This window comes from Bacillus sp. R45 (assembly GCF_021729365.1).
GTDB classification, from domain to species: Bacteria; Bacillota; Bacilli; order Bacillales; family Bacillaceae; genus Bacillus; species Bacillus velezensis.
This window is the reverse complement of sequence record NZ_CP091421.1, coordinates 1699668-1713104: the sequence shown is the minus strand read 5'-3', so window position 1 is coordinate 1713104 and position 13437 is coordinate 1699668. Positions and strand designations below refer to the sequence as shown.

General features: G+C 50.4%; 1 protein-coding gene. It reads right to left on the bottom strand.

The features are described from left to right. Positions 1 to 15: 15 nt before the first annotated feature. Complete coding sequence (locus L3V45_RS08490) at positions 16 to 13437, bottom strand: type I polyketide synthase (RefSeq protein WP_272904913.1); 13422 nt, start codon at positions 13435 to 13437, stop codon at positions 16 to 18.

Sequence of the window (13437 nt, the reverse complement as noted above, 5' to 3'; positions counted from 1 at the left end):
CTTCCCACTCCTCTCTTATTTAAATGCTTTCCAAAACATTTTTTTCGCAGGAAGCTCTTGTTTCTCCGCTCGTACGTCAGGTTCTTTTACCAGAGCCTTACGTCTTAATGACGGTACCGGCAGCGGCTTTCTTTTCATTCGGGTATCTTTTTCTTCCCAAGCTTCCAGAATGACGTGGGCGTTCGTTCCGCCGTCGGCAAAGCAGTTGATGGCTGCTGACGGTCTGGCTGCATCCCATTCGCCGGCTGTTTTATGAAAGTGAAAATCTGTCTTTGTTATATCAAAATGCGGCATCGGTTCGTCTCCTGAGAGAAACGGAACCGTTTGTTTATGCTTCAGCATTAATACGACTTTAATGAAGCTTGCGATGCCTTCTGCGCAAAGCGGATGCCCGATGTTCGGCTTGATTGACCCGATGCCGAGCGGAACATGCTGACCTGAGCGGTATACGGAATGAATCGCCTTCAGCTCAAGCAAATCAGTCACCGCGGAACCCGATCCGTTTGCTTCGATATAACTGATGTCTTCCGGCTTTTTGCCGCTTTTGAAAAGCGCGCTTTGCATAACGTCTTTTTGCGCCTGCATATTCGGGGCTGACGGGCCTGCCGTTCTGCCGTCATTGTTCATGGCGGCAGCCTTAATGACTGCGTGTATCGTGTCGCCGTCTTTTTGCGCCTGGCTTACTGTTTTTAACAGAGCCATGCCGACGCCTTCACCGAGGACCACTCCGCCTGAACGCTTGTCAAATACGTGAAATGCCGGTTTCTCGTTTAACAGCCCGCGCTCTTGGAACATCCGGTGCGCCGCATCTGTGTTCAGCAGGCTGACGCCGCCAACTACCGCCGCTTTGATATCGCCGCTTCTCAGTGCCTGAACGGCCATGTTCATTCCTGTCAAAGCTGATGAACAAGCCGTATCAAGCACGATACTCGGCCCGCGCAGATCAAAAAATTGCGAAACGTTTGCCGCTAAATAATTCTGCCCGCCCGCAACAATCGGGTTGCGGGTATTCGCAAGACTTTCAGGATCAGGCTGATGCTGGCTGCGGCCTCCGATATACACACCGGCTTCTATGCCCTTGATTTCTTCACGGGTATAGCCGGCATGGCACCAAAGTTTCAAGCTCTCTTCCAGCACCGCCAACGCCTGAGGGTCCATCGCTTTCGCGTCGTTTTCCGGAATGAAAAAGAATTCGGAATCAAAGTGATCCATATTGTCAATCAATCCCGCAACATATTGATTTGCATATCCGAAACGTTCCGCCGGGACGGAGCCGATTGCGGACCTGCCGCTTCTCAGCAAGTCCCAATATTGTTCTAACGATTCCGCTCCCGGAAAACGGCAGCTCATTCCGACGACGGCAATGTCTTCAGTTACGGCAGCACGCTTTTGCTCAGTGTGAACCGTTTGTACGGCAGCCGGAACCAAGATTTCCGTATCAGGTTCCTCCCTTTCTGCAAGCAGCGGCTGCCCATTGGATACAAGCCATTCGGCAAACGCGTCAATCGTCGGATGTTCATATAAAACAGACGGATCTAAATCCTCTTTGAGCGCTTGATTCATTTGCTGTAAAAGCTGCGCTAAAATGATCGAATCAACCCCGTAATCCTGAAACGGTTCGTCTGTTTCCAGTTCATCCGGAGCGATTTTCAGCTCATCGGAAAACAATTTCACAAGCCACGCCTTCGTATCAAGAAGCAGTTCTCTGTCTGATTGTTTGTCCGCGGCTTTGCCGTTTATTACGGCTTCAGACTCTTTTTGTTTTTTCTCTTGACAGAGCAGCCTGTCGGGATGCCATTCGCTCCGATCAACGATAGCCGGCAGAACGGACGGGCGGATGTTTTCAGATAAAATGCGGTCCAGCAAGTCAAGTCCTTCCGCGTTGGACAGTCCCAGCAGCCCGGTCTGCTTCAGGTTTTCTGTGCGGACTTCACCCAATCCGGTTTCCTTCCAGTTCGGCCATTGAATGCTGACTAACGGATATTGATGCTGATGAGCCGCCGCGAAATAATCCATGTACGCATTTGCCATCGCATAATCCGACTGTCCCGCCGCGAGCGCCGGAACGACTGCAGATACTGAAGAAAATAAGACAAAAAATTGCAAAGGATCATTTGTGAAAAGGCTGCTTAATGTTTGAAGCCCGGCGACTTTCGGTTCAAGCACTTCTTGTATGTCGTCGGCAGTCTTTCTGATAAACGCCGGATTTACTGAATTAACCGATCCCGCACAGTGAATGACGCCGCCGATCGGTCCCATCGTGCGCCGGATCGTTTCAATTTCCGCTGCCGCCGCATCATGATCAGACAATTTCAGACTGATCACCGCCACTTGCACTCCTTTTGCTTCAAGCTCTTCAATCGCCCGTATCTTCTCTCTCAGCCTCGTATTAACGGCTGACCGTTTATGACGGGGAGGAATCGGTTCTCTGCCTGTCAGCACTACTTTTTTCACGCCGTGTTTTTCTGTGAAATGGCGGGCGCATAAGAGACCCAGTCCCCTCGTCCCTCCGGTAATGAAAAGCACATGGTCTTCAGGAAACGGTGCTGGCTTATGTTCTGCTCGCTTCCCGCTTGGAATCTCGCTGAACAAAGCACGGTATCTTTGTCCGTTTCGGCGGCAGACTTCCGGTTCTGTGCTGTCCGCCGAAAATTCATCTGCAATCTGTTTGGCAAGCGTCTGCTGATCCGTATCTGTATCGGCATCCATGTGTCTGGACGTCACGTTTTGATACTCATTTTGAAGCATTCTGTACAGGCCGCTTTTTGCCGCTCCTGCAAGATGAATCGTTTTCTGCTGAAATGGCTCCAAGCCTTTTGTTACATATAGCAACGTCAGCGGCCGCGCTTGCCGGCGGCTTGTATCAATCAGAGTCTGGAGCCGGCTGATCCCTTCCAGTGAAGGGTCTTCGTCTCCGCATCCCGTCAGATCGATTACGCCATCTATGTGATTCCAATCGCTAGCTGCAGTGTCAGCGTCAGCGGCCGGGAGAATGAACGAGTCAGCGAAATGCTTCGCAGTCTCTTCGGCAAGTTCCGCTGTTCTTGCATCAGCCAGAATCATGACCGTCCTGCCGCTTTTCTCACCGGCCGAATCGATCTCACACGGAACCCATTGCTTTTCTAAAAGCACAGCCTCGCGCCGGTCTTCTGTTTCCTGCGGTACGGCTTTTGGTTCAGGCAGCCAGTACGGCTCCTTCGCAAACGGGTAAGCCGGCAGACTGATTCTGCGGGGTTTTTCGCCTTGATAGAGTCTGTCCCAGGCCATCTGAAGCCCTTTGGCCCACAATTCCGCTATTTTGACGTATTTTTTCTTATCGAACCACGACCTGACAAGCTGCTTCAGATCATCGTCCGTTTCAAATGCTTTGATTTCTTTTTTTGCCGTTTTGATGTGGGCTTCATATATCCCTTCACCCGTATTTCCGTTTACAAAATCGGTTAAACGGCTGATCAGTTCTTCTCTCGAACCGGCTGTAACCGCAAGACGGTAATCCATCGCATCACGCCCGGTCTGAAGCGTGTATGCCATATCCGAAAGATTGATATTCTGATTGGCTTTTGCAAATTCGATCACAGACTCAGCATAGGTTTTTACCTGCGGCGCTTTTTTCGCCGACAGCACAAAAATGTTTGTCTCATCAGACTTGCGGCTTCCCCGGTCTTTCGGCTGATACTCTTCGATAACGAGATGAGCGTTTGTGCCGCTGTAGCCGAATGAGCTGACGCAGGCCCGCCGCGGTGCTCCGCCTGTTTCCCAAGGTTTAAGTTCGGTATTGACAAATAAAGGCGAGTCATCGAAATCAAAATGTTCATTCGGCGTGCTGAAATGAAGGGTCGGCACAAGCTGCTGGTGCTTCATCGACAGCAGAACCTTCTGGACGCTTGCTACACCTGCCGCCGCCGACGTATGCCCGATATTCGATTTTACCGAACCGATGGCGCAAAATTGTTTGCGGTCCGTTTTTTCCTTGAATACAGAAGATAAGGCTTCTAATTCAATCGGATCCCCCTGCTTTGTGCCGGTGCCGTGCATTTCCGCATAGGTGATGCTCTCAGGGTGGATGTTGTGCGCTTCATACACTTGACGCTCTAAATCCATTTGGCTTTTCGCGCTTGGTGCGGTAATGCCGTTGGTTTTTCCGTCTTGGTTAATTCCAGATCCGATAATGACTCCGTAAATATGGTCTTGATCGGCTTCCGCATCTTTCAGCCTCTTCAAAACGAGCGCCCCCGCGCCTTCGCCAGGCACAAATCCGTTCGCACTGTTATCAAATGCTTTACATTGGCCGTCAGGAGACAGCATTCCGGCTTCACACATGCTGATGTATGATTCAGGCGTTAAATACAAGGTGACGCCGCCGACAAGGGCCATGTCAATTTCATGATTCAACAGCGCCTGACGCGCCAAATGAGTCCCGACGAGAGATGAAGAGCATGCCGTATCGATCGGAATGGCCGGCCCTTTCAAATTGAGATAATAAGGCAGGCGGGCCGCCGCGATGCTGAAACTGTTGCCCGTCGCGCTTCCTCCTGTCTGATGTTTGTTTAACATCATTCCGTATTCATTGTTCATAATCCCCAAATAAACGCCGCAATTTTTTCCGTTTAATTCTTTTGAGCTGTAACCCGCATCTTCAAAGGCTTTAAAACCTTCCTGTAAAAATATCCGGTGCTGCGGGTCCATAAGTTCCGCTTCAGACGGAGAAATATTAAAGAACAGCGGATCAAACTCTTCAATGCCGTCAAGCATACCGATTGATCTGCAGTATACTTTGCCCTTCTTGTTTAAGGCCGGATCATAGTATTTGTTTACATCCCAGCGGGAAAGCGGGATGTCGCGGATAGCGTTTTTCGCATGGGCTAAGTTGTCCCAATATGCCTTTAGGTCCGGCGCATCCGGGTACTTGCCCGACATGCCGACGATGGCTATCGCGTCCGCTATCTCGTCTTTAGGCTCCCGTTTGGCCTGCACCGGTTCAGGTTCCTTTTGAACCGTTAATCTCTCCGGCTCGGCAGGTGTTTTCTCCTGCGGGGCGGCTTGCTGTGTAAGCGGCTTTGGACGTACGGGAACCGCCTGTTTTTTTCTGCCGCGGACGGACGGCTGCGTACGCAGAAAATCGGCAAATTGACGGATTGTCGGATAATCATACACTTTCGTTACGTTACAGTCCGTGCCGTACCGTTTATTGACGGCCTTTATCCATTCAAGACCGGTAATCGAATCCATACCGAGGTCAATAAAGGCCTCATCAATATCCACTTCATGCCGCTCCATGTACAATACATCAGCCAGTGCTTTTGATAACTCGTCATGCACCGCTTCAATCGGTTCTTCCGGTTCGGCGGAAGCTGCCGTTTCAGACATCGCCTCCAGAATATCCGCTTCTGCTTGTATCACATGCTGCTTATGAGCGTTTAAAGGCTGCAGCAGTATGTTTGACGGTTTTTTTACGGCCTCTGTTTTCTGCGGTTCGGCTGCTTCCTCAAGGATCGGTTCTGTCCCGAGTTCTTTTTGCAAGAAGGCCGCAAACTGGCGGATTGTCGGATAATCATATACTTTCGTCACCGTAAGGGACGTGCCGTACGCTTTATTAACGGCCTTTATCCATTCAAGACCTGTGATTGAATCCATGCCGATATCAATAAATGTGTCATCTGCGTCGATATCGTCGGCATCCATATATAAAACGTCCGCCAACCTTTCCGTTAATTCGGCACTTACTTTTTCAGCGGATACCGCCGGACGGGAAGCAGACTGTACGGTTCTTTTCGGTTTCGCGCCGCTCAAAGGCTGCAATGAAATGTTTGACGGTTTTTCTTTGGCAGTCTCCTCGTGAAGAGTTGCTACTTCAATGACCGGTTCCGGGACGGCCGCCGGTGCGATCGGCGCAGACTGTGTTTCGGCCGGTCTTTTGACAGCTGCATCAGCTGATGTGTCGATCCAATAACGGTCTTTTGCAAACGGGTAGGCCGGGAGACTGATTTTTTGCGGTCTGCCCATTTGATACAGCTTATCCCAATTCAGCGGAAGGCCCTTCACCCAAAGCTCTAATACCTTTGCGGCTTTGCCTTTTTCAAGCCATGCCTCAATGGTTTTTTCCATGTCCTCATCAGCCGCAAACAGCGCCATCGTGTCTTTATTCTGTTTGACTTGTCCGCGGTAGAGCCGGTCAATTGACTCCTTGCCGCCCGTAAATTCGTCAAGCTTTTCTTCAAGCTCGCGCAAATTGCTGACAATCATTCCGAGACGCTCTTCCATCGGTTCACGTCCGATTTGAAGCGTATATGCGATCCGGCTCAGATCCGCTTCCCGGTAACGCCCGCTCCGCAGCGCATCAAGAAGACGTTCCGCCCGTTTTTGAAGCCGTTGTTCATTTTTCGCGGAAAGGACGATCATCGACGGATGAGGTGCGGCAAAAGCCGTCTCCTTATCCTCATCAGCGGTATATTCTTCGATGACGATATGAGCGTTGACGCCCCCGGCTCCGAATGAGGAAAGCCCCGCGGTTCTCGGCAGTTCTTTATTTATTCCGTTTTCATTTATGACCGGTCTTTTCCACTCTTCAAGCGTCTGCTGCACTTTGAACGGCGTAGCGAGAAAATCAATATTCGGGTTAAGCGTCCGGGAATGCAGTGACGGTGCGAGTTTCTTATGTTTCATTTGCAGGAGCACCTTCGTCAGACCCGCGATGCCCGCCGCGCTTTCACAGTGACCGATATTGGATTTTGCTGAGCCGATGGCACAAAACTGTTTATCTTGTGTTTGTTCTGAAAAGGCTTTTGTCAGACCCGTGATTTCAATCGGATCACCGAGTGAAGTCCCGGTGCCGTGGGCTTCGATGTAGCTGACCGCCCTCGGATCGGTTCCCGCGTCTTTTAACGCCTGTTTGATCACCGCGGCTTGGGCGTTCGGATTCGGTACGGAATACCCGTTTGTTTTTCCATCATGGTTTACGGCCGTTCCTTTGATCAGGCCGTAAATATGATCACCGTCCGCTTTCGCTTTAGAAAGCGGCTTAAGGAGTACCGCTCCCACTCCTTCACCGGGCACATAACCGTCCCCGCCTTCACCGAAACTTTCACATCTGCCTTTGCTTGATAAAAATCTGTTCTGGCCGAGCATCAAATATTTATTCGGATGAACAGATACATTGACGCCCCCGGCAAATGCTGTCTCGCATTCCCCGTTCCGCAAGCTTTGGCATGCCAGATGAATGGCTGTTAAAGAAGAAGAGCACATCGTATCCAGCGCCATGCTCGGACCGTTAAAACCGAATACATAGGAAGCCCTGTTCGCAATTGATGACGGATTTCCGGTCAGCGCAAGCGATTTTCCGCGCGCCTGTTCTTCGGCTCCGTAAAGCTGATATTCCTCATACATGACGCCTACGTAAACACCGACATTGGCGCCAAGCAAATCACCCGATTTTTCCGTGAGCTTTTTGCGCGTGTAACCGGCATCTTCCATCGTTTCGTAGACACATTGCAGGAATAACCGCTCCTGCGGGTCCATCAATTTTGCATCCCGAGGCGAAATAGAGAAGAATTGCGGATCAAATTTGTCCACGTCTTTCAAAAATCCTCCCCATTTTCCGTACGTCTTGCCTTCTTTATCTTTATCAGCGTCGTAATAAAGACTGTGATCCCAGCGATCGTTTGGAATTTCAGTTATGCAGTCAGTGCCTTCACTCAAGTTCTTCCAAAATTCCTGAAGATTTTCGGCTTGCGGATATCGTCCTGATATACCGATAATCGCGATATCTTCACGCTCCGTCACTGGATTTTTCCGCGTGTCTGTGCGGACTTGCGCAAAGCCTTTTTTGCCTTCATTCCGTTTGGAAACGGGCTTTATTTCGGCTTTCTCAGACAGCGGTTTGGCTGCAGAGGTTTCTTCTGTTTTCAGCCCGGTCACTTCCAGCAGCGTGTCCCGGTGTGCTTTCATAAAATACTGCGCCAGCGATTCGATATTCTGATATTCGAAAAACAATGTTTTTGACAATGAACCGAAGCTCTTTTCCAGCCGGCCCGTCAAATGCATAATCATAATCGAATCAATTCCGTAATCTTCCATAGGCGCCTTGGCGTCAATTTTGCCGACAGGAAGTTTGGTTACTTCCGAAAGCACATGTTTCAAGAAATGCTCCGTTTTTTCTGCAAGCATGTTCTCTCCGCCTGCCGTAAGACCTGCCGGTTCTTCCGTTTCGCTGCCCTTATCCGGCTGATCATCCGCTGATTTTTTCAGAAACGCCCGGATTTTTGCGGCGTAGCCTTCCGTCACCATGATTTGGGATGTGTTTGCCGCCCACCCGCGGTACAAAGCATGGATGCCGTTTTCTGTTTTCATAGGGACCATGCCGCTTTCTTTTGTCAGCATCGCTTCCGTTTCAGCGTCAACCGTCATGCCGCCGTCTTTCCAAAGCGGCCAGCAGATTGAAAGGGTGTGTCCATAGCGTTCATTTCGGGCTTTTTTACGGTTTCTTTTTTCACTGAAGGCGTTCATAAACGCATTGGCCATCGCATAATCAGCCTGGCCCGCGCTTCCGGCGCTTCCGGCTCCGGAAGAGAAAAGAATCAGAAAATCAAGCTCAATGTCCTTTGCCGCTTCATCAAGATGAACCAGTCCGGAGACTTTCGGCGCCAGCACATCACGGATTTCACCTTTGTGCTTTTTCAGAATATAGTTGTCTTTTATCGTTCCCGCGCTGTGTATGATACCGTTTAATCCGCCGTACTGCCGGCAGATGTCCGCTGTGAGCGATTGAACTTCTTGTTTTTCCGTTATGTCCGTTTGTTTGTACACGGCTTCCGCGCCGAGATCGGACAGTTCTTGAAGCTGGTCTTTTTTACGGTTATCCAACAGAGAACGCCCCGTTAAAATAAGCACGGCGTCTTTTGCATGCCGGGCGATTTCTTTGGCGAATAAAAATCCGAGTCCGCCCGCGCCGCCTGTGATCAGATAAACACCTTTATCCTTCCACGGCTTTTCGGCGCCGAACTGTTCAAGCCCTGTTTCCTGCCATTGTGCCGTATAGCGCTTGCCGTTTTCATAGCGAATATGTTTGTCATCAGGATGAGCGCTGCATTCTTTTACATATCGGGACAGCGTGTCTGCCTTGACGTCCGGCTCCAATTCAATCAGCTGGCCGGTCAGGTTCGGGTTTTCAAGCGCCGCTGTTTTCAAAAGCCCCGTTAAGCCGCAAAGGAGCTGCGTATCCGCTTCTTGAGGCACGACAATCTGAATGAGCTCGCGCCCGCCGGAATTTGAAGCGAGAATTTTCTTCACTTCTTCGAACGCCTGAAGCGCACAAGCTTCAAACCGTTCGTCTTCACTCTTATGCTGATCACGGAGCACGTGACAGCTGAAGTCTGTCTGTATGCTGTTCATTTGATCCGTAAACCGGTCTGATATCATCACGTGACGGGCTTTGAAATGAGTCGGCGCTTTTTCATGTACAGCGGCCTTCTCTTCCCATACGTGTTCAAAAAATAGTGTATCTGTTTTATCCGTTTCAATTTCCCGTGCGGAATAACCAGTCATTTTCACACATACATTGCCTTGTTCGTCACATACATCAATATCCAGCTTCTGCACGGCATCTTCTGGCTTGCTTTCGCCGCTGTACGCAATGGAAACCCACATATCGCTTTTACAGCTTTTCAACACATCAATCTGTTCGAGAGCAAACGGCAGCATCGGCCTTATGTCAGTCCCGTCTCTGTCAAGCATTAACCCGATTGTCGCGTGGAAAGCCGCATCCAAAAGGCTCGGATGGAGGACAAACTGATCTTTTGTATGAGAAATAGATGACGGGAGTGAGAGCTTCGCGAGCACTTTGCTGTCTTTTGCATAGATTTCCGTGACCGCTTTGTGAGCATCCCCGTATTCAATCCCCATCTGTTTGTATGCCTGATAGCAAGCGTCAGGTGTGATCAGACGGCGTGACTCTCTTAATTTGTCAATCTCGATTTTGGCCGGTTCGCCCCCTCGGACAAACGCCGCGCTTCCTTGCGCATAGAGAACGGGCTCTTGTTCCGAGGAAGCCGATTCACCGTAAACCGTGAAGCCCATCTCCCCATTTTCTTCATCATAAAGACGGAGATACAGTTCTGCGGATTCATCCGCCGCTGTAAACGGACGTATCCATACGACGTTTTTCAGACGGACTGTTCCTTCTTCCTTCGTTTCTGCCGCGTGTTCAACGGCCGCCCGGACCATTTCCAGATAAGCCGCGCCCGGTAACGTCCGCTCGTTTTTGACGACGTGATCTTTCAGGAAAAATTCTCCGCCGCTAAAAGAGGACCGGAAACGAACACCTGACATGTTTGATACATTTTCATGAAGGAGCGGATGCAGCATGCCTGCCCTTTTTTGCGGCAGCGATTCTCTTTTCTCCGCCTTCGGCACCCAATACCGGATTTTTTCAAACGGATATGTCGGCAGGCTGATCCGATTCGGTTTGTTTTCACCGTACAAGAGATTCCAATCCATCGTTCCTCCGCCGGTCCACTTTTCGGCAATCATCTCCAGACTCCCGGAAGAAAGCCATTTATGTATCAAGTCCGGAGCAAGCTCTGCCTGATTGCTTTTATCGGCTCGGTTCCGCCAGCATCCGCTGACCGTTTTACCCGCCAGAAAGCCTTCCAGCCGCTCTTTGAGCTGTGTCATATTCTGAGCGGTGAACGCAACCCGCTCCTCCATCTGTTCACGGCCGATCTGAAGTGTATACGCCGCATCCTCAAGCGGCAGGCCGGGATAAATAAATGAAGACAGCTTCGCAACATACTCTTTTAGCCGTTCTTCATTCCGGGCGGAAACCGGGAAAATGAAAGTCTGTTCTTCTGCCGGTTCATACGCTGTTCTCTGTGATTCTTCAGGGATAAATTCCTCCAGAATGAGATGCACGTTTGAACCTGTCGCCCCGAAAGAACTGATGCCCGCACGCCGGGGATATACGGTCTCGTTTCCGTTTTCCGTCACTGATGGCTGCTGCCATGCTTCGGTATGATGTTGGACGTAAAACGGTGATTGTTCAAAATCTAAATACGGATTCAGCTCCTCGGAATGAAGAGACGGCACCAAAGTTTTATGGTGAAGCTGCAGGGCAACTTTGCTTAAGCCGCTGATGCCCGCCGCCGATTCCGCATGGCCGATGTTGGACTTCACTGATCCGATCGAACAGAACTGTTTGTCCTGTGTGTACTGGCGGAACGCCTTGACAAGGCCTTGAACCTCAATCGGATCGCCGAGAGAAGTTCCCGTCCCGTGCGCCTCAATATAACTGACCGTGCGCGGATCGATGCCCGCTTTGTCCAGGCATTCTTCAATCAAATCGGCCTGCGCGACAGGACTCGGCACGGAAATTCCGCTCACCGTCCCCACGTGGTTGACGGCACTGCCCTTTATCACCGCATAAATCCGGTCTCCGTCTTTTACCGCCTCTCGCAGCGGTTTTAATAAAACGGCACCGATTCCTTCAGCCGGTACATAGCCGTCTCCGTCTTTCCCGAATGTATGACAAACCCCGTCTGTTGAAAACATGTCCCATAAACCGTATGTCAGATATTTATTCGGATGCAGCGACAAGTTGACCCCTCCGGCAACCGCCGATTCACATTCCCCGCGCCGAATGCTTTCCGCAGCAAGGTGAACCGCAGTCAGCGAAGATGAACAGACCGTATCGACCGCCATGCTCGGCCCGTGAAAATTGCAAAAATATGAAACTCTGTTTGCGATTTGCGCATAATTAAGAGAAAGCGGGAATACATGATCTTCAGAAGAAGCTTCCGCCCCGACCAACGTATAATCCTTATGCATCACCCCTGCGAAGACGCCGACGCGCTGTCTCTTATTCCGTCCGCGCGCCTCTGCGAGCGACTTCGGCGTATATCCGGCATCCTCAATCGTTTCCCAGCATGTTTGTAAAAACAGCCGTTCCTGAGGGTCCATTGTTTCAGCTTCCCGCGGCGTAATCCGGAAAAATTGGGGATCAAAGCAATCCGGATCATCAATGAATCCGCCCCATTTTGAAATGCTCTTTCCGGAAGGCGACTTTACATTTTCAAACCGGCGCCAGTCCCAGCGAGACTCCGGAATTTCGGTGACACAGTTTTTTCCTTCTTTCAGGTTTTCCCAGAATTCATGAATATTTTCGGCCTGCGGATAGCGGCCGGCCATGCCGATAATCGCGATATCTTCATCTTGCGGAACACTGCTTTTCCGTCTTCTTTCTGTTTGCTTCTCAACCTGCTTCTCTATTTTTGCAGGAGACGCGCTGAAATGGCTTCCGTACTGCTCTGTCAGGAAAGCCGCCAGCTCTGATGCCGTCGTATATTCAAACAGCAAAGTCGGAGAAAGGGTTTCGCCGATTTTTTCGCTGATCGTTTCGACGACGTCAAGCAGTCCGGACGATGTCAGCCCCATTTCATAGTAGCCGACTTGAGAATCAATCTGTTCAAGCGGCTTGCCGATTTTTTCAGCCATCAGATTCATGACATACCGTTCTGCTTCCTCATGCGGGTGTCCGCCTTCAAGCGATGCCGCAACTTCCGGTAAACCGGATTTTTCAGGAGACTTCTCAGCAGTCTTTCGGTCTGTATTGATCAGCTCGGCATCCCGCACGAGCTTGCTTGTGAAATCTTTCAGCTCGGCTACTTTTCGGCCGGATGTGTTAAAAAACTCCAGTGTAATGTAAATGAGCTCTTTTTCCTGCCGAAGCGACGAACGTTTGATTCTCGTGATGCAGCCGGCCTGCAAAGGTTCGGAAGCTGTAAAAGATTCGTAGAAAAGAGGCAGAAACAGCCTCTTTTCCCCATTTAACAGCGAGGAGATCAATAGGTTTGCGCCGACGCCGCTTCCGTCAAGAAGAGTCGGATGGAACAAAAACCCTTCGGCCTGTCCCATCGCGTCTTTTCCGAGCGATACATCAAAGGTGACGCCGTCCCGCTCCTCAAACACTTCTCCTTCCGCTTTCATATATCCGCTGTGAACCAATTCCTGGCTTCTGCATTGGGCATACAGCTCATTTAAATCGATGGTGCGTTCCGCCTCGCGTTTGACAGAGTCAAGATCAAGCGTGTCACTGAAAACTGCGGGTGCCGTCTCGTGCATTTCCGCTTTGACGTAAATACGTTCTTCCGGCTGGACTCGTCCGCCGCTGACCTCAGCCCCTTTTGCGGTAAGTTTCCAGCGCCCTTCTTTTACCTTTGTACATTCAACCGTAAGCTTGACGGCGCTGTCTTCTTTCGCGATAAGCGGCTGATATATGGATAAATGGCGCAGCTGTAGCCCGTCGTATGAATAGCCGCGCTCTTTAAAAATCTGATAAAACATATCAATATAAGCCAATCCCGGAAGGACTTTTTGTCCGTAAACGTCATGATGTAAAATAAACGGATTTTTCAGCGATAAAGTGATTTGCTTATTGAAGTTCTTCAC